Origin of the sequence: Thalassococcus arenae (assembly GCF_019104745.1) — a bacterium.
Taxonomy (GTDB): domain Bacteria; phylum Pseudomonadota; class Alphaproteobacteria; order Rhodobacterales; family Rhodobacteraceae; genus Thalassococcus_B; species Thalassococcus_B arenae.
This window is the reverse complement of record NZ_JAHRWL010000001.1, coordinates 279385-304200: the sequence shown is the minus strand read 5'-3', so window position 1 is coordinate 304200 and position 24816 is coordinate 279385. Positions and strand designations below refer to the sequence as shown.

The 24816-nt window shown below is 64.7% G+C and carries 19 protein-coding genes; 10 read left to right on the top strand and 9 right to left on the bottom strand.

Annotated elements, in window-relative coordinates; genetic code table 11:
- Positions 1-5 precede the first annotated feature (5 nt).
- Complete coding sequence (trpA, locus tag KUH32_RS01485) at positions 6-797, bottom strand: tryptophan synthase subunit alpha (protein WP_217776296.1); 792 nt, start codon at positions 795-797, stop codon at positions 6-8.
- A 198-nt stretch (positions 798-995) separates the two neighbouring features.
- Between trpA and ppk2 the strand changes: the two genes are divergently transcribed.
- Complete coding sequence (ppk2, locus tag KUH32_RS01480; RefSeq protein WP_217776295.1) at positions 996-1940, top strand: polyphosphate kinase 2; 945 nt, start codon at positions 996-998, stop codon at positions 1938-1940.
- Between the two features lie 9 nt (positions 1941-1949).
- Here ppk2 and KUH32_RS01475 read toward each other — a convergent pair whose 3' ends face one another.
- Positions 1950-2591, bottom strand: a complete 642-nt coding sequence (locus tag KUH32_RS01475) for a TIGR02453 family protein (RefSeq protein WP_217776294.1) — start codon at positions 2589-2591, stop codon at positions 1950-1952.
- A gap of 179 nt (positions 2592-2770) precedes the next feature.
- Between KUH32_RS01475 and KUH32_RS01470 the strand changes: the two genes are divergently transcribed.
- Both KUH32_RS01470 and ychF read left to right on the top strand, forming a co-directional pair.
- Complete coding sequence (locus KUH32_RS01470) at positions 2771-4162, top strand: MATE family efflux transporter (protein ID WP_254898959.1); 1392 nt, start codon at positions 2771-2773, stop codon at positions 4160-4162.
- 70 nt (positions 4163-4232) lie between these two features.
- The gene (gene ychF, locus KUH32_RS01465) at positions 4233-5330 is read left to right on the top strand and encodes a redox-regulated ATPase YchF (protein ID WP_217776293.1); all 1098 of its coding nucleotides are present in this window, start codon (positions 4233-4235) and stop codon (positions 5328-5330) included.
- Positions 5331-5334: 4 nt separating this feature from the next.
- Here the strand turns inward: ychF and KUH32_RS01460 are convergent, their stop codons facing one another.
- The 4 genes from KUH32_RS01460 to KUH32_RS01445 form a co-directional block, all read right to left on the bottom strand.
- The gene (locus KUH32_RS01460; protein ID WP_217776292.1) at positions 5335-5733 is read right to left on the bottom strand and encodes a globin domain-containing protein; all 399 of its coding nucleotides are present in this window, start codon (positions 5731-5733) and stop codon (positions 5335-5337) included.
- Positions 5734-5794: 61 nt separating this feature from the next.
- On the bottom strand, positions 5795-6898 hold the full coding sequence (locus tag KUH32_RS01455; RefSeq protein ID WP_217776291.1) for a CaiB/BaiF CoA transferase family protein: 1104 nt from the start codon (positions 6896-6898) through the stop codon (positions 5795-5797).
- Positions 6898-8058: an acyl-CoA dehydrogenase family protein gene (locus KUH32_RS01450; RefSeq protein ID WP_217776290.1), complete on the bottom strand. Its 1161-nt coding sequence runs from the start codon at positions 8056-8058 to the stop codon at positions 6898-6900. Before KUH32_RS01450 ends, KUH32_RS01455 begins: the two co-directional genes overlap by 1 nt.
- A gap of 76 nt (positions 8059-8134) precedes the next feature.
- Positions 8135-8857: a response regulator gene (locus tag KUH32_RS01445; RefSeq protein WP_217776289.1), complete on the bottom strand. Its 723-nt coding sequence runs from the start codon at positions 8855-8857 to the stop codon at positions 8135-8137.
- Positions 8858-8940: 83 nt separating this feature from the next.
- On the opposite strand from KUH32_RS01445, the gene KUH32_RS01440 reads away from it, so the two are divergent.
- The 5 genes from KUH32_RS01440 to KUH32_RS01420 all read left to right on the top strand — a co-directional run bounded on the left by KUH32_RS01440 (position 8941) and on the right by KUH32_RS01420 (position 16886).
- On the top strand, positions 8941-11118 hold the full coding sequence (locus tag KUH32_RS01440) for a hybrid sensor histidine kinase/response regulator (RefSeq protein WP_217776288.1): 2178 nt from the start codon (positions 8941-8943) through the stop codon (positions 11116-11118).
- 339 nt (positions 11119-11457) lie between these two features.
- Positions 11458-12519, top strand: coding sequence for a cytochrome-c peroxidase (locus tag KUH32_RS01435; protein ID WP_217776287.1), 1062 nt, complete (start codon positions 11458-11460; stop codon positions 12517-12519).
- A 12-nt stretch (positions 12520-12531) separates the two neighbouring features.
- On the top strand, positions 12532-13656 hold the full coding sequence (locus tag KUH32_RS01430) for a cytochrome-c peroxidase (RefSeq protein ID WP_254898958.1): 1125 nt from the start codon (positions 12532-12534) through the stop codon (positions 13654-13656).
- Positions 13653-14204: a Rieske 2Fe-2S domain-containing protein gene (locus KUH32_RS01425; RefSeq protein ID WP_217776286.1), complete on the top strand. Its 552-nt coding sequence runs from the start codon at positions 13653-13655 to the stop codon at positions 14202-14204. The genes KUH32_RS01430 and KUH32_RS01425 overlap by 4 nt, the downstream gene beginning before the upstream one ends.
- A 15-nt stretch (positions 14205-14219) precedes the next feature.
- Positions 14220-16886, top strand: a complete 2667-nt coding sequence (locus KUH32_RS01420; protein ID WP_217776285.1) for an arsenate reductase (azurin) large subunit — start codon at positions 14220-14222, stop codon at positions 16884-16886.
- Between the two features lie 48 nt (positions 16887-16934).
- Here KUH32_RS01420 and KUH32_RS01415 read toward each other — a convergent pair whose 3' ends face one another.
- From KUH32_RS01415 to KUH32_RS01405, 3 genes are all read right to left on the bottom strand, one after another.
- Positions 16935-17213 carry a hypothetical protein gene (locus KUH32_RS01415; protein WP_217776284.1) on the bottom strand — a complete coding sequence of 93 codons (279 nt, stop codon included), beginning with the start codon at positions 17211-17213 and terminating at the stop codon, positions 16935-16937.
- Positions 17214-17242: 29 nt separating this feature from the next.
- Positions 17243-19555 (bottom strand): DUF11 domain-containing protein, encoded by a 2313-nt coding sequence (locus KUH32_RS01410; RefSeq protein WP_217776283.1) that lies wholly within the window; start codon positions 19553-19555, stop codon positions 17243-17245.
- Between the two features lie 134 nt (positions 19556-19689).
- Positions 19690-20316, bottom strand: a complete 627-nt coding sequence (locus KUH32_RS01405) for a TetR/AcrR family transcriptional regulator (RefSeq protein ID WP_217776282.1) — start codon at positions 20314-20316, stop codon at positions 19690-19692.
- A gap of 107 nt (positions 20317-20423) precedes the next feature.
- Here KUH32_RS01405 and KUH32_RS01400 point away from each other — a divergent pair, with 107 nt between their 5' ends.
- Positions 20424-21584, top strand: a complete 1161-nt coding sequence (locus tag KUH32_RS01400; protein ID WP_217776281.1) for an efflux RND transporter periplasmic adaptor subunit — start codon at positions 20424-20426, stop codon at positions 21582-21584.
- A 13-nt stretch (positions 21585-21597) separates the two neighbouring features.
- Positions 21598-24741, top strand: coding sequence for an efflux RND transporter permease subunit (locus tag KUH32_RS01395; protein WP_217776280.1), 3144 nt, complete (start codon positions 21598-21600; stop codon positions 24739-24741).
- Positions 24742-24816 lie beyond the last annotated feature (75 nt).

Below are 24816 nucleotides of genomic sequence, written 5' to 3'. Positions count from 1 at the left end.
CGGTGTCAGGCGGCGTGGGCGCCGTCGGCCAGCGACTTGACGAAGGCCAGCACTTCGCTTGGGCTCTTGCCTGTCGCCAATTCGCCGACGATCGCGCTGCCGACGACACAGCCATCAGCGACCGAGGCGATCGCGCGGGATGTTTCGGGCGTGCGGATGCCAAAGCCAACGATCACCGGCAGGTCGGTCTTGGCCTTGATCCGCGCCACTTCCGGCGCGACATCGGTGGCTTGCGCCGCGGCAGCGCCGGTGATCCCGGTGATCGACACGTAATAGACGAAACCCGAGGTGTTCTGCAGCACCTTGGGCAGGCGCTTGTCATCGGTCGTGGGGGTCGCCAGCCGGATGAAGTTCAGCCCGGCCGCCTGCGCCGGAATGCACAACTCCTCGTCCTCTTCGGGCGGCAGGTCGACCACGATCAGCCCGTCGATCCCGGCCTCCTTGGCCTCGACCAGAAAGCGGTCGACACCGCGGGAATAGATCGGGTTGTAGTAGCCCATCAACACGATCGGGGTTGTATCGTCGGTCGCACGGAAGGCCCGCACCATATCGAGTGTCCGGGGCAGGGTCATGCCGGCATCCAGCGCGCGTTGTCCGGCCAGTTGGATCGTCGGCCCATCGGCCATCGGATCGGTGAAGGGCAGGCCCAGTTCGATCACATCGACGCCAGCCGCCGGCAATCCCATCATCACCTCGAGCGCGGTGTCATAATCGGGATCGCCCGCCATGATGTACGAAACGAAGGCTTTCTTGCCGTCGCGGGCCAACGCGGCAAAACATGTCTCGATCCGGGTCATGGTGGTCTCCCTCTTTCGTTCGGGTTCTGTTGCCGGATGCGGCAAGGAAAAGCAATGGGGGTGGTTCCGCGTCGGGCCTGCCCGGAAATCCGCCCTGCCAAGAAAGCTGAGCGTCGGCCACTTCTTTTTGACACGGCTCAAGGCGGACTGCCTTGGCAAGCGCTAGAATGAGGCCAGAAAACACAGCGAGGATTTGCAATGGACGGCAACCCGGCCCAAGAGACGACTGCGCCCGAAACCCAGGAACAGACGCCGGTGCAACCCAAACCGGTGCGTCGCAACATGCCAAGCGCTGCGGATATCCGGCGTGCATTCGAAACCGGCGAATACCCCTATGCCACCAAGCTGTCCCGCCGCAGTTACGAGCGCGAAAAGGCACAGCTACAGGCCGAGTTGCTGAAAGTGCAGTTGTGGGCACAGGAGACCGGACAGAAGTTCGTGCTGTTGTTCGAAGGTCGCGACGCCGCCGGCAAGGGCGGCACGATCAAGCGGTTCACAGAACATCTGAACCCGCGCACCGCGCGGGTCGTGGCGCTGAACAAGCCCACCGAACTGGAACGCGGGCAATGGTATTTCCAACGCTATATCCAGCACCTGCCGACCGAGGGCGAGATCGTCCTGTTCGACCGGTCATGGTACAACCGCGCCGGCGTGGAACGCGTCATGGGCTTTTGCGAACCCAGCGAATACCTTGAATTCATGCGTCAGACCCCGGAGCTCGAACGGATGCTGGTGCGTTCGGGCATCCAGCTCTACAAGTACTGGTTCTCGGTCACCCGGCCGGAACAGAAACGCCGCTTCGAAAGCCGCGAGACCGATCCGCTCAAACAGTGGAAACTCAGCCCGATCGACATGGCCAGCCTGAACAAGTGGGATGACTACACCGAGGCGAAAGAGGCGATGTTCTTTTACACCGATACCGCCGACGCGCCCTGGACGGTGGTCAAGTCGGACGACAAGAAACGCGCGCGGTTGAACTGCATGCGCCATTTCCTGAACTCGCTGGCATACCCGGGCAAGGATCGCAAGATCGCGAAGGCGCCGGATCCGATGATCGTCGGCGGCGCGGGGCATGTCATCCACCGGTCCGATCACATCCTCGGCAAGGCGCTCCATCCCGACAACCGCCGGGTCAAGGAGTGATGCCGAACGTCAGAGCGTGTCGCCCAACCAGGTCATGACGGGCGACAGCCGTTCAAAGGCGCCGGACAGGCCGCCGAAAGGGTCTGCCGCGATGACCGGCGCCAGATCGTCAACCCACACCGTCAATCCCTTGCGGCGCAGCAGTGCATGATGCGGATGGTCGCCGGGAAACGGCGGCGGTACCCGCTTGAGCTCGGGCGGATCGATGCGCCCCCCGATCTGGTCCAGAATACCGGTCAGTGCCGTGCCGCGCGGCCCGGCGACGGCATCGCGCCAACGGTCGATCTGGACCTTGTCGAAGGCCATGATGCCGGCCCCCGCGGTTGCATAGCTGGGCGACAGTCCGAAATACCAGCCCCGCCCGTCCTGGATCGACCAAGCCAGATGCAAGTGCGTATGATACGGCGTCTTGTCGGTGCTGAAGCGGATATCGCGATGCGGTCGAAACAGTTTCTGGCGCACGGGCGCCCCGGCCAGCGCTTCGAGATGCGGGGCGAGATCACCAAGCAGCCGTTCCGCCGGGCGCTTCAACTCGGAATCGTAGCGATGCTTTTCGCCCTGAAACCATTCGCGGGTGTTGTTGGCCGCCAATTCGGTCAGAAATCGCCGGGCGTTTGCGACAAGGTCCTGCACGGCCACGGGATCGGGCATGGATACAATCTTTCGTGTCAAAGCGCGTCAACAATGCGTTGACAATACCACAGTCGCGCAGGGATTGAACACGATTACGGCAAAATCGACGACGATGCAGCCACGGCCAGACCCCAGTTCGGGGCAGCCTGTTGCTGTCGGCGGTTGCGCAGTGTCGGCCAACCGGACTAATTGCACCCATGTCCACTGCTCCGATGACCCGGGCCGCGCATGCGCGCGCCATCCTCGCCTTGGGCCTGCCCTTGATCGGCGGGCACCTCGCGCAGTTCGCCATCGGGCTGACGGACACCGTGATGATGGGTTGGTACGGCGTTCCCGAGCTGGCGGCGATGACGCTGGCGACGTCACTTTACCACGTCTTTCTGCTGTTCGGTGCCGGGTTCGGTTGGGCTGTCATGCCGATGGTCGCGGGCTTTGCCACGACGGGTGACGACCAGCAGATTCGCCGCGCTACCCGCATGGGGTTGTGGCTGTCGGCGATCTTCTTCTTCGCGGTGATGCCGCTGATGTGGGCCTCGGCACCGATCCTGCGCGCCATCGGACAGGAAGAGCAGGTGGCGCTGGACGCCCAGACCTACCTGCGCATAGCCGGATGGGGCATGCTGCCGGCGCTGGGCGTGATGGTGCTGCGCAACTACCTGGCGGGGCTGGAACACACGCGCATCGTGTTCTGGATCACCGTTGCGGCCGCGATTGCCAACGCGTTGGCCAATTACGCCCTGATCTTCGGCAATTGGGGTGCCCCGGAAATGGGGTTGCGCGGCGCTGCCTGGGCTTCTGTCGTGTCGCATTCGGTGTCGCTGGTGCTGGTCATCGCCTACGCCCTGCGCCGCTTGCCGGAACACGCGCTATTCCAGCGGCTGTGGCGCCCGGACTGGGAGATGTTCGCGTCCGTCGCGCGTCTGGGCATCCCGATCGGACTGACCACGCTGGCCGAGGTGGCGCTGTTCGCGATGTCGGCGGTGATGATGGGCTGGCTGGGCACGATACCCCTGGCCGCCCATGGCATCGCGCTGCAGATCGCCACCGCGACCTTCATGGTGCATCTGGGCCTGGCCAACGCGGCCACGGTGCGGGCCAGCACGGCATATGGCCGGAGGGACGCTCAGCACCTGGCGCGCGGAGCGCAGGTGGCGGTCATGCTGTCGCTGGGCATGGTCGCGCTGGCGACGGTGTTGTTCGTGACGCTGCCGGACCTGTTGCTGGGCGCCTTCGTCGACCCGACCGACCCGGCGCGCGATGCGATCATCGCGCTGGGCACGCTGCTGCTGATCTTCGCCGCGCTGTTCCAGTTGGTAGACGCGATGCAGGTGGTCAATCTGGGACTTCTGCGCGGTCTGCAGGACACAAGCGTGCCCATGGTCATCGCCAGCCTCGCCTATTGGGGTGTCGGTCTGCCATGCGCCTACGTCTTCGGCTTCGTGCTGGATTTCGGTGCCGGCGGCATCTGGAGCGGGCTGGTTTCCGGTCTTGGCGTCGCTGCGGTGCTGCTGGCCTGGCGGTTCTGGCGCATCAAGCTGCCCGAACTGACCGGCCAGCGCGGGCTTGCACCCGGCCGGATCGCCCACTAGAGACGGCGCGACGCGACCGGCTGGCCAGATCGGGCAGCCGCGACGGGCCGGCCAGAGACAGGAGTGCCAGATGGGGTTTCGCATGGGGATCGTGGGTCTGCCCAACGTGGGCAAGTCGACCCTGTTCAACGCGCTGACGCGGACAGCCGCGGCGCAGGCGGCGAATTTTCCGTTCTGCACGATCGAACCCAATGTCGGTGACGTGGCCGTGCCCGATGCCCGTCTGGACAAGCTTGCGGCCATTGCCAAGTCGGCGCAGATCGTTCCCACGCGCATGACCTTCGTCGACATCGCGGGGCTGGTGAAGGGGGCGTCCAAGGGCGAGGGATTGGGCAACCAGTTCCTGGCCAATATCCGCGAGGTCGATGCCATCGCCCATGTGTTGCGCTGTTTCGAGGATGACGATGTCACCCATGTCGAAGGCCGTGTCGATCCCGTCGCCGATGCCGAGACGATCGAGACCGAACTGATCATCGCCGACATGGAAAGCCTGGAAAAGCGGCTTCAGAACATCGTCCGCAAGGTGCGCGGCGGCGACAAGGAAGCGGTGCAGCAGGAACGTCTGATGAAGGCCGCGCTGGAGGTGCTTGAACAGGGCCAGCCCGCGCGCGTCGTCAAGGTCGATGCCGAGGACGCCAAGGCCTGGCGGATGCTGCAACTTCTGACCACCAAGCCGGTGCTCTACGTCTGCAACGTCGACGAGGCCGATGCCGCGACCGGCAACGCGCTTTCGGCCAAGGTGGCCGAAATGGCCGCTGCGCAAGGCAACAGCCACGTGGTGATCTCGGCGCGGATCGAGGAAGAAATCAGCCAGCTCGATGCCGACGAGGCCGCGATGTTCCTGGCGGAGATGGGGTTGGAAGAGGCGGGTCTGGACCGGTTGATCACCGCCGGATACGAGCTTTTGCACCTGCAGACCTATTTCACCGTCGGCCCGAAAGAGGCGCGCGCCTGGACCATCAGGCAGGGCACGCTGGCGCCGCAGGCCGCGGGCGTGATCCACGGCGATTTCGAAAGGGGCTTCATCCGTGCCGAAACCATCGCCTATGACGATTACGTGGCGCTTGGGGGTGAACAGCCGGCCAAGGATGCCGGAAAGATGCGCGCCGAAGGCAAGAGCTATGTCGTCAAGGATGGCGACGTGATGCACTTTCTGTTCAACACCTGATCGATCAGAACGCGGCCTTTGTCATCAGGTTCGACAACGCCGCGTAGGTCCTGCTCCACACCTCCCGGTCGGCCTGGTCGAAATCCTCGCCCAGGGTTTCCGACAGCGTCATGACCAGCGCCTCGCCGACCGGGCCGTAATCCTGCGGTTTGACACCGTAGGCCACATGCCGGATCGCCAGCTCGCGCGCCGCGCCCTGCCAGGCGTCACCGTCGTCGAGATGATCGACGATGAACCCGATGGTTTGCATCAGCTTGGCGCCCTGCACCGTCAGGTCGGTGCCGAACAACGCCCGGGTCTGGGGCGCGATCTTGAAAAGATTGGTGTAAAAGCCCGCGGCGGTGGCCCCGGGATCGGCGGCGGCCCTGGCCCAGGTCGCACGGATGCGCTCAATGTCGGTCATTCGGTCGGTCCGGTTCTGCCTGTGTGGCGTTGCGGGTTTCAAACATGCCGGTCGTGAATTGTCACCCGGCGTCGGGGTCGGGCAAGGCGGGAACCGCGCCCGTCTGGCGCGTCCGACCATCCACGATCGGCGCCGGCGCAGGCAGCGAAACCGGCCCGTTCGGCGTATCCACGGTGACCCGGCGCAGATGCGGATGCGCGGCCAGTCCGGCCATGTCGTTGACCGAGGCCACGGCCAGCCCGATAGCCACAAGTTCGTCGATGGCCTGCGCGCCGGTCCGCGTGCCAACTCCTGCGGCGACGGCGGCATCGGTCTGTGCGCGGTTCGCCACTCGCGCCACGTTGGTGGCGAAAAGCGGATCGGTGCCCAAGCCGGGTTCGCCAAGGAACCGGTCGCACAATACCCGCCATTCCCGGTCGCTTTGCACCGATAGCAGGATCGGTGTGCCGTCCGAGGCGGCGAACACCCCGTAAGGCGCGATGGACGGATGCACCATGCCCTGGCGCCGCGGGCTGTGCCCCGCTTCGTGGTTCAGCAGCGGCACGGTCAGCCATTCGGCGATGACATCGAACATCGAAACCGCGATATGGGCGCCGCGACCCGTGATGCCACGGGCGATCAGCGCCTCCAGGATGGCGGCATGGGCAGTGGCCCCGGTGGCGATGTCGACAACCGAGATGCCGACACGGGCGGGTTCCGCGGGGCCGCCGGTGATCGAACACAGCCCCGCATCGGCCTGAATCAGCAAATCATAGGCCTTGCGCTGCGCCATCGGCCCGCTGTCGCCATAGCCGCTGATGACGCAGTTGATCAGGCGCGGATAACCTGTCGCCAGCCGGGCAGAGTCGAAGCCCAGCTTGTCCATCGCGCCGGGTTTGAGGTTCTGCACCAGCACGTCCGCCTGGGCGATCAGTGTCTCCAGCGCGGCGCGGCCCTTGTCCGCGCCCAGGTCCAGCACCCGGCTCTGCTTGCCGCGATTCAACCAGACGAAATAGCTGGATTGCCCGGCCGCCGCCTTGTCGTAGCCGCGGGCGAAATCGCCGCCCGGGCGCTCGATCTTGACAACCTCGGCGCCCGCATCGGCCAGCCGCGCGGTGCAGAAGGGCGCCGCCACCGCCTGTTCCACGGCCACGACGCGCAGTCCGTCCAGGGGCAGGCGTGTCATCAGAACGACCTCGGCAGGCCCAGGACATGCTCGGCCACGTAGGACAGGATCAGGTTGGTCGAGATCGGCGCCACCTGATACAGCCGGGTTTCCCGGAACTTGCGTTCGATGTCGTATTCGCAGGCAAAACCGAACCCGCCATATGTTTGCAGGCAGGCATTGGCGGCCTCCCAGCTTGCCTTGGCGGCCAGGTACTTGGCCATGTTCGCCTCGGCTCCGCAGGGCTGGCCGGCATCGAACAACGCGCAGGCGCGGTAGCGCATCAGGTCGGCCGCCCGAACCTCGATGAACGCCTCGGCAATGGGGAATTGCACGCCCTGGTTCTGCCCGATGGGGCGATCGAAAACGCGGCGATCCCTGGCATAGGCGGTGGCCCGATCGGTGAACCAGTAGCCGTCGCCGATGCATTCCGCCGCGATCAGTGCGCGTTCGGCGTTCAGGCCGGTCAGGATATACTTGAAGCCCTGACCTTCCTCTCCGATCAGGTTTTCCACCGGGATCTCGAGATTGTCGAAAAACAGCTCGTTGGTTTCGTGGTTGACCATGTTGGCGATCGGCCGGACGGTCATGCCGCTGCGCATCGCCTCGGCCACATCGACGAGGAAGATCGACAGCCCTTCGGATTTCTTGCGCACCTCGGCCAGCGGCGTGGTGCGCGCCAGCAGGATCATCAGGTCGGAATGCTGCACGCGGCTGATCCAGACCTTCTGGCCATTGATGACATAGCGATCGCCCCGGCGCACCGCCGTCGTCTTGAGCTTCGTCGTGTCGGAGCCGGTCGTCGGTTCGGTCACGCCCATGCTTTGCAGACGCAATTCGCCGCTGGCGATGCGCGGCAGGTATAGCCGCTTCTGTTCGTCCGAACCGTGATGCACCAGCGTGTTCATGTTGTACATCTGGCCGTGGCAAGCGCCGGAATTGCCGCCCGCGCGGTTGATTTCCTCCATGATGACCGATGCCTCGGTCAGCCCCAGGCCCGAGCCGCCGTATTCTTCGGGGATCAGGGCGCTCATCCAGCCTTCGCGGGTCAGTGCCTCGACGAAGGCTTCGGGATAGGCGCGTTCGGCATCGATCTTGCGGTGATAGGCGTCGGGAAACTGCGCACAAAGCGCGCGGACACCCTCGCGGATGTCCAGGTAATCGTTGGTGTCATGAACCATGCATCGGCCTCCCTGTCGCCAGATATGCACCGGGGCGCAGGGCGACGCAAACCGCATGGCGGGTGTTGGATGCCGATCACCGCCCGGCGGGCGTCTCGATCCGGTCGGCCAGGCAATAGCCGCGGCCATGCACTGTCTTGATCAGCCCGCCATGCCCGCCCGCTGCATCCAACTTGCGACGCAGGCGCGAGACATGGGCGTCGATGGCGCGGTCTGTGACCTGGATCGAATAGCCGTAGAGCGCGTTCATCAGACTGTCGCGCGAAACGGTTTCGCCGGCATGCTGCACCAGGTGCACCAACAGCGTGTATTCCGTAGACGTCAGCGACATCTCGGCGCCGTCCGGGGCGGTCACGCGGCGTTTTTCCGACTGCAGGCGAAAGCCGGAAAACACCGCGTCTCCGGCCCGCGTGCCGTGCTTCTTGGGCTCGGGTGATACGGTGCGGCGCAGAACCGACCGCATGCGGGCCAGCAATTCGCGCGGTTCGAACGGTTTGGGGACATAGTCGTCGGCGCCGATCTCCAGCCCCACGACCTTGTCGTAGACATCGTCGCGCACGGTCAGCAGGATGATCGGTATGCTCGAATCCCGGCGCAAGTCCCGCAAGATCTGGAACCCGTCGGCATCGGGAAGGCCGACATCGAGGATGATAATATCGAAGCTGTCGTGTTCCATCGCCAGGCCCATCTGGGTGGCCGACCCCGACGACACCACGTGGAATCCCTGTTTGACCAGGAACCGTTGAAGAAAATCCGTCACTTGATGATCGTCATCGACGACCAGCACGCGATGCGCCATGTGACACTTCCTGATAACGCCAGACCGTCGGATAATGCGGGGATTGGCGATGGCCCGCAAGGGCGGTGCAAGGCGGATGACCGATGCGGCCACGGATAAAGACGCGCAAGACGGTAATCGCGGCGGCCGTCCTGTTGGTGGCGACGGTCGTGACCGGACTGTATCTGGGCGTTCAGACGCGCAGGCAATTCCTCGAGATTTCCGAAAGCTGGACCGGCTATTCCAGCGAAGCCGACCGAAAGGGCGCACTGATCAGCGCGATCCGCGGACAATTGGGGTACGGCGGAATCATCCACACGTTCAAGAACTACGTGCTGCGCCAGGACGATCAATACCGCCAGCGGCTTGTCGGAAAACTGGGGGAATTCGATGCGGTCACGGCGGAATACCTCGCGCTGCCCATCTCGGTCGAGGAACGCGAAGCGGTCGAGACCGTGATACGCACAATCGCCATCTATCGCGACAAGTTGTCGATCGCCGAAGCCGCCGCGGCCGAGAGATGGTCGGCCGAACGGACCGACGCGCTGGTGCGGGTCGACGACACCGATGCGCTGGCGGCGCTGGCAACGCTCGAACGGCTGTGGCAGGCCGCCCGCACCCAGCAGACCGAACGCCTGTTCGCTTCGGTCGAACGGGGGCGCGGGTTGATCGGCATCGGCTTCGTCTCGATGGCGTTGTTGGTGCTGGCGTCGTTGTCACTGGCGCTGGCCTTCCGGTCGATCCTCGCCGACATGCAGGGCACGCTCGACCAGTTGTCCGATGAACTGGACCTGCGCCACCGGCTGGAACGCAGCGAACAACGGCTTGCACAGGCGGTCGAACAAAGCCCGGCTTCGGTGATGATCACCGACACCGACGGGCGGCTGAAATACGTCAACCGCCATTTCGAGGAGCTGTCGGGGTGGTCGCGCGACGAGGTCATCGGCGAGACCCCGAAATTCCTGCAATCGGGCGATACCGAAGCCGCGGAATATGCGCGGATGCAGGAACTGCTGCGCGATGGAAAGTCCTGGCGCGGCATCCTGCACAATCTCAGGAAGGATGGCGGCAGCTATTGGATCGAAAGCACGATCCTGCCGCTGCGCGAAGCCGATGGCACCACCCACAGCTATCTGGGCATCGGCGAGGACATCACCGAACGGCTGCGGGCCCGCGAACAGATGGCCCGTGCGCAGAAGATCGAGGCGGTCGGCCTGCTGGCCGGAGGCATCGCGCATGACTTCAACAGCGTGCTGACGTCGATCCTGGGATCGGCGCATCTGGCCGCCCTGGATGCGCCTCAAGGCAGTGACCTGGCGCGCGAGGTCGAGCAGATCGAGATCGCGGCACGGCGGGCGCAATTGCTGGTGCAGCAGCTGCTGGGATTTGCCCGGCGCAAGGCCGGCAACCCGGTGCCGACCGACATGCGCGAGGTGGTGCGCCAGGTGATGCGGCTCGCGCGCGCCTCGACAGCGCCGACAACGCGGTTTGTCGTCTCCGACGCCGAGGAACCGGTCTGGGTGGCGGCGGACCCGACCCATCTGCACCAGATCGTCATGAACCTGTGCGGAAACGCCGCCGAAGCGATCGGCGGCAAGGGCGGTACGGTGCGGGTGTGGATCGACACCGATCACAACCCGGACGATGCAGGCGCAGGGATGTGCCTGACCGTGCGGGATGACGGGCCCGGCATGACCGAGGACGTGCGCCGCCGCGTCTTTGATGCCTTCTTCACCACCAAGCCGATGGGCAAGGGCACCGGGCTGGGCCTGGCGGTCGTGCACGGATTGGTTTCGGATATCGGCGGCACGATCGAGGTCGACAGCCAGCCGGGCCAGGGCGCCGAGTTCCGCGTCCGCCTGCCCCTGTGCCACCCGCCGGATCAGAAGGCCGACGGCACCGCCGAGGCGATGCCCTATGGCACCGAACGCCTGCTGGTCGTCGATGACGAACCCGAAATCGCCGCTACGCTGCGCCGCAGCCTCACGCGCTATGGCTATCGCGTCGAGGCGTTTTCGTCGGCGCCGGTCGCGCTGCAGAGTTTCGAGAGTGCGCCGGATCGCTTCGATGCGGCGATCACCGATGTCGTGATGCCCGACATGAACGGCGCCGAACTGGCCGCCCGGCTGCGTGTTGTCCGGCCATCGCTGCCGATCCTGTTCCTGACCGGGTTCGCGCCGCATCTGGATCGCATCGACGGTCCCGAACCGATGGTCGTGTCCAAGCCGGTCGATCCGCTGGAGCTCGCCCGCATCCTGCGCCAGCACCTGGACCGGAGCTGACGCGCGCGTCGTCAAGAACCGTCACAAATCATCACAACTCGCAAGGCGGCCCGTCACACGCTGCCGTCAGCGGATTGTTAACCTTGCGTCAACGACCGCCTGTCGCGCGATGTTCTTTCGCGCCGGCGCGTCCTTGGGGGAATCCGCAGTGAAACAGAGGATGGCCCGTTTCCGGCTTTCGGCCTTCATTCGGCCCCGCGCCGCGGACCGCGGTCGCGCGCAGCTTCCCTCAAATCCGGATCACGAGGAAATCAAACCGCAATCCATGCGCAGAAAGGAGTTTCGATGACGGACAAGCGATCTTTATTCGCGCGACCGGTTCGCGCCGCGCTTTGCTCGGTGGCGATTGTGATAGGCGCCGCCGGCGCCGCCACGTCGCAAGATGCCCAGGGTTTCGCGCCGCTGCCGGATCCCGGCGAAATCAATGAGGCCCGCGCCACGCTGGGCGGCATGCTGTTTTTCGACAACCGCCTGTCGGGCGACACCGACCTGTCCTGCGCCAGTTGCCACGACCCGGCCAACGGCTGGAGCAGCGGCGAGGCGATGTCGGATGCCTATGGCGACCTGGCCTATTTCCGCAACGCGCCCGCGTTGTTCAACGTGGCCAACCGGAATTACCTGATGTGGGATGGCCGGCTGGATGGCGCCGACCTGGGCACGCTGGTGCGCGACATGCTGACCGAGTCGCACACGATGCACATGGACAGCCGTCTGGCCCAGGAACGGCTCAAGCAGGTGCCCGAATACATGGCGATGTTCCAGGACGCCTATGGCGCCGAGCCCTATGGCGGCCGCATCTACGGCGCCATCGCGGAGTACATCAAGACGATCCGCACCACCAACGCGCCCTTCGACGCCTATCTGCGTGGCAATGCCGACGCGCTGTCGACCGGCGCTGAAAAGGGCAAGGACCTGTTCGCGGGCAAGGCCGGCTGCATCGGTTGCCATTCCGGTGCGATGCTGTCGGATGGCGGTCTGCACGCCACGGGCGCGCCGGACCATCCCGATCTTCAGACCAGTGCGGACCGGCAGATCACGCTGCTGCGCCACTACGCGACGATGGGCACGCCCAACTACATGAACCTGCGCGAGGATGTCGGCCATTATGTCGTCACCAAGGACAAGGCCGATTGGGGCAAGTTCGTCACCCCGTCGCTGTGGGATGTCGGCCAGACCGGCCCCTACATGCATTCCGGCGCCTTCGCCACGCTGGCCGAGGTGGTCGAGTTCTACGATGCCGGTGGCGGCGAAGGTCAGACTGCGGGGCTGCAGCCACTGGGCCTGAACGACAACGAGAAAGCGAACCTCGTGCTGTTCCTGGAAAGCCTGACCGGCGACGCTCCGACCGCCGCGGCACCCGAATTGCCCGACTACGCCATGCGCGCAGTCGGCCAGAACTGAGGAGGACGCACGATGAAACGACTTGCACACACCGTCCTTGGCGCCTCCGTGGCTTCCATCGTCCTGGCGACCGGGGTCATGGCCGGAGGGCATGTTCCGGCGCTGGCCACCTTGCCGCCGCCGCCGGTTCCGGCGGACAACCCGATGACCCCGGAAAAGATCGCCCTGGGAGAAAAGCTCTACTGGGATGGCCGGCTGTCCGGCAACGGGGCGATGCCCTGTTCGGCCTGTCACCTGCCGGATCTCGGCTGGGGCACGGGCGGCGCGATCAGCTTTGGCTATCCCGGCACCCAGCACTGGCGCAACAGCCAGACCATCCTGAACAGCGCCTATTACAACAAGGGGTTCTGGGAAGGCAGCGCCACGTCGCTGGAAAGCCAGGCCCCCGCCGCTGCGGGCGGTGCTGTCGCTGGCAATGGCGACGGTTCGATGATGGAGATGCGGCTGCGCTTCGTCCCGGAATACGTGGCGGCGTTCAAGCAGGTCTTCGGCACCGACTGGCCGCATATCAGCCAGGCCTGGGATGCGATCGCCGCCTACGAGCGGACCATCGTCACCGATGCCGCCAGGGTACCGTTCGACCGGTTCCTGGCCGGTGACGGCGCGGCGATGTCTGAAGCGGCGCAGCGCGGCCAGGCGTTGTTCGAAGGCAAGGCGGGTTGCATTTCCTGCCACAACGGCGCGCTGGTCTCGGACCAGAAGTTCTACAATATCGGCGTGCCCGCGGCACCCGAATTCAACGAGGACCCGCTGTATCAGATCACCTTGCGATGGGAGCTCTACCAGAAAGGCGTGCCCGAAGAGGTCTACCGCGCCGGGGCCGACGATCTGGGCCTGTACCACAAGACCAAGCGCCCGGACGACAAGCACAAGTTCCGCACGCCTTCGCTGCGCGAGCTGCGCTGGACCGAGCCCTACATGCACAACGGCTATTTCGACACGCTGGCCGAGGTCGTGGATTTCTACGACGCGGGCGGCGGTGAGGGGCAGACCGCGGGTCTGCAACCCCTGGGCCTGACCGAAGACGAAAAGACCGATCTCTTGGCCTTTCTCGAAGCGCTGTCGATGGACGCGCCGCTGATCCTCGAACAGCCGGAACTTCCCGAAACCGCAACCTGGGCGGAGTTTGCCAAATGACCCAAGCAATCAAGGCCGAGGGCGTGGGCCGAAATCACGCCTGTTCTTCCGTCACGCGGCGGAATTTCCTGATCCTGGGCGGCGCGTCCGTCTCGGTCCTCGCCAGTTTCGGCACCGGGTCCGAGGCGCAGGAACTGGTCTCGTCTTCCTATACCCGAAAGGTCATCGGCAAGCTGTCCGCGCTGACGCCCGGCACGGCGGTGTCGTTCAATTATCCCACCGACGACATCGAGAACCTGCTGGTGATGCTGAACGAAGAGGCCGGCGGCGGCGTGGGCGACGGGCGCAACATCGTGGCCTTCAACACGATCTGCCCGCATATGGGCGGCTACATGGGCGAAGCCGAGTTCCGTGCGGAACACTCGGTGCTGGGTCCGTGCCCGCTGCATCTGTCGACCTTCGATCTGACCAAGCACGGGATGATCGTGTCGGGTCATGCGGTCGAAAGCCTGCCGCAGATCGTTCTTGAAATCGACGGCGACGACATCGTCGCTACCGGCGTGATGGGGCTGTTCTTCGGCTACAGCCAGAACCCCAGCGGCGCTTGAGAGAGGAGTTTCCCGATGGCTGAATCCATCACCCCGAACCGCGAGCACGTGCCTCTGCCTCCGCCGGATGCCGAGGTTCTGACGACCGCGTGCAGCTATTGCATCGTCGCCTGTTCCTACAAGGTCTATCGCTGGCCGGTGGGAACCGAAGGCGGCGCCCAGGCCGACCAGAACGCCTTTGGCGTCGATTTTCCGGTCGGCGGCGCGCCCTGGATCGCGCGGTCGCAGCACAATATCGGCATGCACGAAGGCAGACCGCATCACTTCGTGGTCACGCCCGATGTCGATGCCGACGTGGTCAACCGCAACGGCAACTATTCGGTCCGCGGCGGCACTCTGGCACAAAAGATATTCAATCCCGACACACCCACCCGCGACCGCCTGAAATACCCGATGATCCGCATCGGCGGCGTGCTGACGCCGGTCAGCTGGGACCTGGCGACCGACGTCATGGCCGAGGTGTCCAAGCATGTGCTGAAGAATTACGGCGAACATGCCTGGGGCATGAAGACCTATTCCTACGAGTATTTCGAGAACACCTACGCGATCTCGAAACTGGTGCGCCGCGGCGTCGGAACGCCGGTCTATGCGCCGCATGACAAGCCGCAGGCGGCCGAGGATGCCGCGGGTCTCGACGATTCCGGCATCAACTCGTTCTCGGCCACCTACGAGGATTGGGGCAAGTGCGATGTGGCCTTCATGTCGGGTGTCGACCCCTACGAGACCAAGACGGTGCTGTTCACCGAATGGATGATGTATGGCGAGAACCCCAACAAGACGATGATCTTCGTCACACCGCACAAGACGATGGGCGTGGAATGGGGGCTCAAGAACGGCGGTCTTTGGCTGCCGATCATCCCGGGCACCGACACGGTGCTGCATCTGGCGCTGGCCAAGATCATCATCGACAACGGCTGGCAGGACCAGGACTTCATCGACACCTGGGTGAACAACAAGTGGGAGATCGAGTCGGGCTATGGCCGCGGCACCCGCAACACCCGCTGGCAATGGCGCACCACCTGGGGCCGCTGGCAATCCGACTGGGAGGATTTCCAGAAGTTCATCGCCGACGAACCGGCGGCGGTGCTGGAAACCGCGGCCGCGATCACCGGCCTGCCGGCCGAGGATATCCAGCGCTGCGCCGAGATGCTGGCCAAACCGCGCGAGGATGGCAGCCGCCCCAAGACGTCGTTCATGATCGAAAAGGGCAATTACTGGTCCAACAACTACATGAACACCGCGTCGCTGGCCTCGCTGGGGCTGATCTGTGGTGCGGGCAACCGCCCGGGCCAGGTCATCAGCCGCGGCGGCGGACACCAGCGCGGCGGCATGGGCATTTCCGGCGGCAAGGGCTGGCTGTCACCCGAAAAGCACCCCGGACGGCGCAAGAAATCGCTGAACGTGGATCGCTGGGTGATGGACGGGCATGTCCGCTTCATGTGGACCATCGGCTGCACCTGGTTCCCGGCGATGCTGGCCAGCCAGGAACTGGCCAGCCGGGTCGCCGACCTGACCATGCGCAACCCCAACCAGCCGCGCAGCGTCGACAAGGACCATCTTGTCGAGGTGTTCAAGGCGCGGGTCGACTCGGGCGGGATGGTTCTGGTGGACAGCGACATCTACCCGGTGGAACCGCTCAACACCCAATATGCCGACATCGTGCTGCCCGCGGCGGGCTGGGGCGAGGTGGATTTCACCCGCTGCAACGCCGAACGCCGTCTGCGTCTTTACGCCAAGTTCAACGATGCCCCGGCCGAAGCCAAGCCCGACTGGTACGCCATCGGTCTGTTCGGCCAGAAGATGGGGTTTGAAGGGTTCGACTGGAAGGACAGCAACGAGATCTTCGAGGAAGCCGCGCGGTTCTCCCGCGGGGGTGTGCTCAGCTACAACGTGCTGGTCAAGCAGGCCCAGAAGGAAGGCAAGAAGGGCCACGAAAAACTGCGTGAGCTGGGGACCACCGGGATCACCACGCCGGTGCGCCTGGTCAACGGCGAGATGATCGGCACCAAGCGCCTGCATGATCCGGAAAACGAGTGGGGCGAGGTCGAGGGCGACACCTATGACCAGAAATGGCTCTATGCCTTCGGCACCCACACCGGCAAGGCCAACATGCTCAAGACGCCGTGGAACAACGACAGCTGGTCGGACTTCTACGAGGCGATCAAGCCGCGCCCAGACAAGGGCGAGATCTGGATCACCAATGGCCGCGTCAACGAAACCTGGCAATCGGGCTTCGACGATTTGCGCAAACCCTACCTGGCCAAACGCTGGCCCTGGCCGCATATCGTGATCCATCCCGACGACGCCGCGCCGCAGGGCATCGAGTCGGGCGACCTGGTCGAAGGCTTCAACGACACGGTCTATGTCCAGCAGGGCGAACCGATCGGCGTCAAGGATGGCGATCTCAGCTTCGCCAAGCTTATGGAGAACGGCCATATCAAGACCACCACCGGCCAGTTCGTTGCGGTCGCCATCGTGTCGGACGAAATCCGGCCCGGTGTCGCCAAGGCGGCGTTCAACTATCCCGGCTCGATGGCCAATTCGGTCTGCCACGCGGTCCCGGACCCGGTCAGCGGCAACTACCGCTACAAGCTGGGCCGAGGCGTGCTGCGCAAGATCGGCGAAAGCGCCTACAAGAACAATTTCCTGGAGATGTCGCTGAAGCCCCGGCCCATCGCCTGACCCTCGTCTTCCGGGCCCGTTGCGCGACGGGCCCGGAACTGCGCGCGATCATCGCTGAGCGTAGCAGGCGACGAACGCCCGGAATGCCGCGCTTTTCGCGACCTGTTCCGAGATTTCCCCGAGCCGTTTGGGATCGTCCGGGCTTGGCTCGCGACCCTCGGTCGCCCGGCGCAGGGCGACCATCACGTCGCGCCGTGTCGTCTCGCAGTTCGGCGCCTTGTCGGGCGGCCGGGTGACTTGCCGGTTGGCGTCGGCGGCCTGGGGCAGGGCGGGTTGTGCGACAAGAACCACGATGACGGTCGCAAGCGCCCGGATCAGGCTGTGCATTTTCGGTCCTCCGCGTTCGCTTGGGCGTGTCATGGCAGCAGCACCGTTTCCACGATATCGACATTGTCGGCGGGTGACGGATCGATCCCCAGGCTCGACACGGCCGCCCGGTCGGTGATGGTCAGTGTCGGATCGACGCCCGGGAAACTCACGCTGATGACGAAGGCGCCGAAGATGACGTTGGCAGTCTCGCCCGGTCCGAGATCGCCCAGGTCGACCGAAAAGGTCGAATGCAGGATGTTGATGAACTGGGCGTCCGTGACGACCGCGCCCGGGGGCACGACGATCCCCGGAAAGTCGATGAGGATTGCGGCGATCCCGCCGGTGACGTCGGCGGTCAGATCGTCGCGCAACAGCACCCCCGGTGCGGTGTCGGGCCCGGCATTGTTGACGCTGATGTTGTAGATCGCGCCCCAAAGCTGGGTCGTGTCGCTGAACCGGCCGAAGGGGATCACCAGCGCGCTTTTGGTCACGCTCAGGTCCGACTCGCGTTTGCGTTCGGGCACCTGTTCGACGTCTATGCTGCTGTGCAGTTCGCCGCTGTCCCCGGCGACCGTGGCCGTCGTGTAGACCGCGGTGACATCCAGCGGGGCGCTGCTTTCGATTACAAGGTATCCTTCGATATAGGCGCCGGTGCTGTCGTCTGGGCTGGGAAAGCCGTCGGGAAACAGCCGGTTGCGCAGGTCCATGCAGTCGATGACGATCACCTCGTCATAGCCGATTTCGTGAACCGCGATTGGAAGGATCTCGCCCGGCGACTGGCCCCCCGGCGGCACCGACAGGGCAAGCTTTTTCGAGAAGGTCGCGACCGGATCCTTGGGGCTGTGGACGTTGATGGCGGTCGCATAGGTGCCGGGCGCCAGCCGCAGGTCGGCCGGGTCGTCCTGCACGCCGCAAACCACTTTCGTGGCGTATTCGTAGGGATGGGCCGGGGGCAGAATGTCGCCCGTCGCAAAGACGTCGGAAACGCGGTTGGTGTCGCCTTCGACCAGGTCGGCCGCTTCGCTGGAAAACACGCTGACACGGCTGTCCTCGCTGATCGACACGCGGCGCGTTTCGGTATCGGGGGCGACGCCGGCGGTGTTCTCGCTCAGCAAAGTGATTTCGCCCGTATTCCGTTCCAGCCGGAAGACGTCGGTCAATCCGTTGGTGTCGTTTCCGGTCAGTCCTTCCAGCCCGGAGCGGAAGACCAGGAACCGGGCGTCATCGGACAGGCCCTTGCCATGGAACAGGATCTGGCGGCCCGGCTGACCTTCTTCCCAGAAGTTGAGCATGTCGTTGACGCGTTCCGTCGTGCCGGCCTGAAGATCACGCAGGTAGATGCCGATGGTCTCCATCGGTGTGCCCGCGACGATGTTGTCGGCCGTCGAGGTGAAGGCGACAAAGCGCCCGTCGGGTTCCAGCGCGCCCAGTTCGCTGATCCCGTTGGCATCGCCGCCGCCCAGGGCGACGCTGACCCGTTCGGTCGTCCCGGCGTCGAGATCCCGGATGAACACGTCTCTCAAGTCATTGGTGTCGTCCGGCACCAGGTTCGGCGCGCGGGTCTGGAACACCACGAAACGCCCGTCGCCGCTGATATCGGCATGCGAGGCGTTGTTGTCATTGTTCTCGCCACCGGGGGCGGCCTGTTCGCCGTCCGAATTGACGGTGACCAGTTCCGTCGTCTGGGTCGTCCGGTCATAGACGAAGACATCCACGAAAATAACGTCGTCTCCGGTATCGTGGGTTTCATCCGGAGACATGTAGACTACGCGATTGCCGTCATCGCTGACCGCCATGTAGTCGCCGACGAAAGACCCCGATGGTACGCCGTTGGCGTCGAAATTGACGACTTCGGTCGTGCCGGCTTGGCGGTCGCGCAAATAGACGTGGTCCAATCCGACCAGCACTTCGCCGACCACGAGGTTGTCGGCTGCTGCGGTGAATACCACGAACCGCCCGTCGGGGCTGACATCCATGCGTTTGAATTCGGTCTCGAAAGAAAACGACGCGCCGCTCCAGTCGTTGCCCTGGGTGCCGTCATCGGCGACGCTGATCAATTCGACCTCGCCGGTCAGGCGGTCCTTGAGAAACACGTCGGGAAAGCCGTTGACGTCGCCCTCGACCAGGTTGGTGGCGGCAGAGGCAAACACCACGTAGCGACCATTGTCGGATACCACCGCATGTGCGCTTGGGCCGTCGGCCTCTTCTCCGAAGGCCGAAACGCTTATCCGTTCAAGGGGATCGGCCGCGGTTTGCGAGGCCGGAAAGACGGCGATGACCAGCCCGGCGATCAAGCCAAGCGGCAGGGCGCCGGCAAAGGCACGGTGGCGAACGATCTGTCTGCGAATCCAATCAAGCAAGGCCCACCACCTGCGCCAATTCGTGCGCATCTGCATCTAAAATCACAACTTAAGGTAGCACAGATCGCGGTTTTCCGGAACGGGATTGTGCCCCGGTTCGACCGCCGGATCGCCGCCCGGTCGGTTGCGGCCGGTCAATCCGACAGGACGCGTTCGGCGATTTCCGCGAGCAGGTCGTCCAGGTCGACGGCGCCGCCCATCTGGGTCAAGTCCTTGTCGAACAGGATGAAAGACAGCCCGTGCACGAAGCTCCACAGCATGAAGCCGCGCTTGCGCACCTCGTCGGTGATGGCGTCCTCGCCCATGCAAAGCGCGACTTCCTTGAGCACGATTTCAAAGGTCTGTTCGCCGGCGGCTTTCAGCCGATCGTCGTCGAGGCGGTCGGTGAAGCCGCCGAACTTGAGCCGGAACACCCCCGGTTCGCGCAGGGCGAATCCGACATATTCCTTGCCAAGCGCCTTGATGCGCAGCGGCGACCCGACCGGAATGCCCTCGAGCGCGGCAAGCATGTTGTCGCGGTGGCGTTCCATGCCCTGCATGACCATCGCCACCAGCATCTCGGTCTTGTTCTTGAAGTGTTTGTAGGGGGCCGCGGTCGACACGCCGGCCAGCCGACAGGCATCGGTCACCGAAAAACCGTCGGGGCCCTTTTCCTCGACCAGCCTGCGCGTCGCCTCTATCAGTCCGGCCCGCAGATCACCGTGGTGATACCCGGTTTTCTGCAGTTTTTCTGCGCGTGCAGCCTCGAACTCATCCGCCATCGGTCTTCGCCTTTTTCTTGATCCAGTTTCTTTCAGATCACGTACCCCTTGTCAAAGTAAGACATTCTAACTTATGTTAGACGGACTAACTTTGCGAGGATTCGCCGATGCAAGACGATCAGCAGGCCATGCCGAAACCGAGTTTCCGAGCCCGCGCCAGACGGGGTTTTCGTGTGATTTCGCGCGGCGTGGCCACACTCGCCGTCGTTGCGGGTGCGGTTTTCGCCGTGCAATTCGGTGCATCCGAACTGGGCCGCCGCGCTGATGCGGCGCCGGCACCGGATCCCGCGCCTCTGATCCCGGTCTCGACCGCACCTGCGGTTTTCCTGGAAGAATACGCAGTGCAACGCGCCTTCGTCGGCCAGGTCGAGCCGCAGAAGACGGTCGCGTTGTCGTTCGAATTGCCCGGGCGTCTGGCGGCGATCCATGCCGGCGAAGGCGACCGGGTGCGTAAGGGCACGGTTCTGGCCAGCCAGGACCTTGCGTTGCTGCATGCCGAGCGATCCCGCCTAGAAGCATCGCGCGAGGCCGCCCGCGCGCAGCTGCGCTTTGCCGAACAGACGGTGGAACGCAACGCGGCGCTCAGCCAGCGCGGCTTTGCCAGCCAGGCCGGTCTGGATGAAGCGCTCTCGCGCCAGGACGAATTGCGCGCCCGCATCGCCGAACTGGACGCCGCGTTGCGCGACGTGGACATCCGGGTATCCAAGTCCCGGATCCTGGCGCCCTTTGACGGCCGGGTGACCGAACGGCTGGCCGATGGCGGAGAGACCCTGAGCGCCGGGCAGCGCGTCTTCGGCCTGGTCGAAATGACCCGCCCCCAGGTCCGGGTGGGCGTGCCCCTGGATCTGACCGAAGCCGCACTTGCAAAGTCTGAGATCGACATCGACGGCACTGAATACACCGCAACGCTGGTCGCGCTGCGCCCCGATATAGACCCAGTCACACGCACCCGCACCGCGGTCTTCGAGATCGATACCGACGCGGCGCCGACATTCGGTCGGACGGCGCGGGTGCTGGTAACGGAAACCGTCGAGGCGCGCGGGTTGTGGCTGCCGACGACCAGCCTCAAGGAAGGCGTGCGCGGGCAATGGACGATCCTTACCGTCGATGCCGGTCAGATCGTGCGCGCCGCCCCGGTCGAGGTGCTGCATGCCGAAAGCGACCGTGTCTTCGTCCGTGCCGCCCTGCCGGAAGGAACCGTGCTGGTGAAAGACGGCCCTCAGCGGGTCACGGTCGGCCAGCGGGTCACCCTCGGCGACGCGCGTTGAAGGGAGAGGGGACATGGAAACTCTGACGTTCCGCCAACCGCGCCTTGTCGCCCTGATCATCCTGGTGATGGTCTCGGCGGGGTTGTCTTCCCTGTTGTCGCTGGGACGGCAAGAAGATCCCACGATCACCAATCTTTTCGCCACCATCACCACCCAGTTCCCGGGCGCCGACCCCGAACGCGTCGAAGCGCTGGTCACCGCCGAGATCGAGGAGGAATTGCGCAGCATCGCCGAGATCGACACCGTGTCTTCGGTGTCTCGAACGGGCGTGTCCGTGGTATCGGTGGAGTTGCAGGAAACGCTGGACGAAGCCACCATCGAGCAGGTCTGGTCCGAAGCGCGTGACGCCGTCGAAGACGCCCGGCGCAGCTTTCCTGCCGGGGTGCTGGCGCCGAATTTCGATGCCGAGGGCATTTCAGCCTATTCGGCGGTGATCGCGATCACGTCCACGCAGGCCGAGATGCCGCTGACGATCCTGTCGCGACATGCCGAGGCCCTGGGCGACCGGCTGCGTTCGATCCCGTCGACCCGCGCGGTCGATTTCTTCGGCACGCCCGAGGAAGAAGTGTTGGTCAGCGTCGATCCGGTGCGTGCCGCCGCCCTTGGCCTGACGGCGGCAGAGATTTCGGACCGGATCACGCAAGCGGACGGAAAGGTGCAATCGGGTCGCCTGCAAGGCGGTGTCGATCTGTCGATCACCGTGACCGGCGAGATCCGGAGCCTGGATCGCTTGCGCCAGGTCGTGCTGCGTGAAAACACGCTTGGCAGTACGGTCACGCTGGGCGACATCGCCCGGATCGATCGTGGGCCGCGTGATCCGGCCGCCGAACTGGCCATCGCCAATGGCAAACCCGCGATCCTGCTGGGCGTTCTTGCGCAGGACGGCGTTCAGATCGACCGCTGGATGTCGTTCGTCCGCGACGAACTCGCGGCAGGGCGAGACGAGATTCCGCTCGGGATCGAGGAAACCCTGCTGTTCGACCAGAGTGTCTACACGCTTGACCGCTTGTCCGATGTCGGACTGAACATGGCGATCGGGGTCGGTCTCGTGGTGCTCGTGCTTTTCGTGACGCTTGGAATCCGGGCAGCCGCGATCGTTGCTCTTGTGCTGCCTGTTGTGTCGCTTGGCACGCTGGCTTCGATGAACTTCATCGGCCTTCCGATCCACCAGATGTCGGTGACCGGGCTGATCGTGGCGCTTGGCCTTCTGGTCGACGCGGCCATCGTCATGACCGACGAGGTGCGCCGCCGGTTGCAGGAAGGGATGGACCGTCCGGATGCCGTGCGCGACGCCGTCCGGCGCCTGTTCGCACCGCTTCTGGCGTCGACCGTCACCACCGCGCTTGCCTTCACGCCGATGATCCTGCTGCCCGGGCCGGCCGGGGATTTCGTCGGGTCCATCGCCATCGCCGTCGTGCTTATGCTGGCGTGGTCCTTCGTGGTTGCGCTGACCGTGACGCCGGCGCTGGCGGGGTGGGTGCTGCCGACCGCGGACAAGAGCGGTTTCCTGAGCCGGGGTGTTTCGATCCCGGCTCTCGGGCGCCTGTTCGAGGCGTCGATCCGCCTTGCCGTGGGAAACCCGTTTCGCGCCATCGCTTTGTCGCTTGTCCTGCCCGTCATGGGCTTTGCGGCCTTTCCGACGCTCACCGCCCAGTTCTTTCCCGGCGTCGAGCGCAACCAGTTCTATATCGAGGTCGACATGGCACCTGGTACGGCCTTGGCCAGGACAACCGCGGTCGTCGAACAAATGGATGCCGTGATCCGTGCCGATGACGGTGTCGACAGCGTCTACTGGACGGTCGGGCGGTCCGGCCCTGCCTTCTACTACAACATCGTCGGCAGCCGGTCGCAGGAACCGGGTTTCGGCCAGGCGATGGTCACGACCCGCACAGATGCCGATGCCGCGCGTCTTGTCAGCGCATTGCAGACGCAATTCGACATGCGCTTCCCCGACGCCCAGGTCATCGTGCGCGGGCTGGTGCAGGGCCCGCCGGTCGATGCCCCGGTGGAAATCAAGATCAAGGGCCAGGACATCGCAACCTTGCGCCGGCTTGGCGACGACGTGCGGGCGGTCATGGCCGACCTGGAACTCGTGACCCAGGCCCGCGCCACGGTCAACGGCGGTGCCCCGCAGATCCGGTTCCAGATCGACGAGGTCAAGGCGCGATTGCTTGGGCTGGACGTCACGGATGTGGCGGCGCAGATGAACACTGCGCTGGTCGGACTGACCGGCGGGTCGCTGGTCGAAGGTACCGAACAACTTCCGGTGCGCGTGCGGATGGGCGACGGAATGCGCGGCGATCTGCGGGCGATTTCGGACATGCCGATCCTTCTGCCGGACGCGGCGGCGGTTTCCGCCACCGGAGCCTTTCCGGCGGTTCCGCTGTCGGAACTGGCGCAGCCGGTGATCGAACCGGCCGAAAGTGTCATCACCCGCAACAACGGGATCCGCGAAAACACCATCCAGGCTTTCATCGTCCCGGGCGTGCTGCCCGAAGAGGCGCTGCAAGACGTTCTGGCCGCACTCGAGCACACCGGTTTCACGCTGCCCGCGGGCTATACGCTGGAACTGGGCGGCGACAGCGACGCCCGGTCGAACACGGTCGGGAACCTGCTGGCGTCGGTCGGGCTGATCGTGACGCTGACCATCGCCACGATCGCGCTGACGTTCAATTCGTTCCGCCTGACCCTGGTCGCGCTGCTGGTCTGTGCGCTGTCGGCCGGGCTGTCGATGCTGGCGCTGGCCGTGCTGCAATTTCCGTTCGGCATCCAGGCGATCATCGGGGTGATCGGCTCGATCGGCGTATCGATCAACGCGGCCATCATCATTCTTACCGCCTTGCAGCAGGATCCGCAGGCCAGCGCCGGGGATCGCAACGCCATGGCCCGCGTGGTCACGGGATCCAGCCGGCACATCGTGTCGACGACGATCACGACTTTCGGAGGTTTTCTCCCGCTGATCCTGGGGGGCGGTGCCTTCTGGCCGCCTTTCGCGGTCGCGATTGCCGGTGGTGTTCTTCTGTCGACCGTCGTGTCGTTCTACTTCACTCCGCCCGTTTTCGCGTTGATCCATCGCCGCCGCGGCTTGGCCGAGACGGCGGGCACCGCCTGTGCCGCGGCGTCGGAACGCGCCGCGCTCAAGATCGCGGCTGAGTAAGGCAACAGCCCGATCCGTCCACCTGCATTCGGGCGCGGCCCCTTGGTCGCGCCCGCATCCACGCTTATCGTTCCG

Excerpts from the sequence above, each read along its gene's own strand:
- trpA (WP_217776296.1), bottom strand. The coding sequence starts at position 797 with ATGACCCGGATCGAGACATGTTTTGCCGCGTTGGCCCGCGACGGCAAG.
- ppk2 (WP_217776295.1), top strand. The coding sequence starts at position 996 with ATGGACGGCAACCCGGCCCAAGAGACGACTGCGCCCGAAACCCAGGAA.
- KUH32_RS01475 (WP_217776294.1), bottom strand. The coding sequence starts at position 2,591 with ATGCCCGATCCCGTGGCCGTGCAGGACCTTGTCGCAAACGCCCGGCGA.
- KUH32_RS01470 (WP_254898959.1), top strand. The coding sequence starts at position 2,771 with ATGTCCACTGCTCCGATGACCCGGGCCGCGCATGCGCGCGCCATCCTC.
- ychF (WP_217776293.1), top strand. The coding sequence starts at position 4,233 with ATGGGGTTTCGCATGGGGATCGTGGGTCTGCCCAACGTGGGCAAGTCG.
- KUH32_RS01460 (WP_217776292.1), bottom strand. The coding sequence starts at position 5,733 with ATGACCGACATTGAGCGCATCCGTGCGACCTGGGCCAGGGCCGCCGCC.
- KUH32_RS01455 (WP_217776291.1), bottom strand. The coding sequence starts at position 6,898 with ATGACACGCCTGCCCCTGGACGGACTGCGCGTCGTGGCCGTGGAACAG.
- KUH32_RS01450 (WP_217776290.1), bottom strand. The coding sequence starts at position 8,058 with ATGGTTCATGACACCAACGATTACCTGGACATCCGCGAGGGTGTCCGC.
- KUH32_RS01445 (WP_217776289.1), bottom strand. The coding sequence starts at position 8,857 with ATGGCGCATCGCGTGCTGGTCGTCGATGACGATCATCAAGTGACGGAT.
- KUH32_RS01440 (WP_217776288.1), top strand. The coding sequence starts at position 8,941 with ATGCGGCCACGGATAAAGACGCGCAAGACGGTAATCGCGGCGGCCGTC.
- KUH32_RS01430 (WP_254898958.1), top strand. The coding sequence starts at position 12,532 with ATGAAACGACTTGCACACACCGTCCTTGGCGCCTCCGTGGCTTCCATC.
- KUH32_RS01425 (WP_217776286.1), top strand. The coding sequence starts at position 13,653 with ATGACCCAAGCAATCAAGGCCGAGGGCGTGGGCCGAAATCACGCCTGT.
- KUH32_RS01420 (WP_217776285.1), top strand. The coding sequence starts at position 14,220 with ATGGCTGAATCCATCACCCCGAACCGCGAGCACGTGCCTCTGCCTCCG.
- KUH32_RS01415 (WP_217776284.1), bottom strand. The coding sequence starts at position 17,213 with ATGCACAGCCTGATCCGGGCGCTTGCGACCGTCATCGTGGTTCTTGTC.
- KUH32_RS01405 (WP_217776282.1), bottom strand. The coding sequence starts at position 20,316 with ATGGCGGATGAGTTCGAGGCTGCACGCGCAGAAAAACTGCAGAAAACC.
- KUH32_RS01400 (WP_217776281.1), top strand. The coding sequence starts at position 20,424 with ATGCAAGACGATCAGCAGGCCATGCCGAAACCGAGTTTCCGAGCCCGC.
- KUH32_RS01395 (WP_217776280.1), top strand. The coding sequence starts at position 21,598 with ATGGAAACTCTGACGTTCCGCCAACCGCGCCTTGTCGCCCTGATCATC.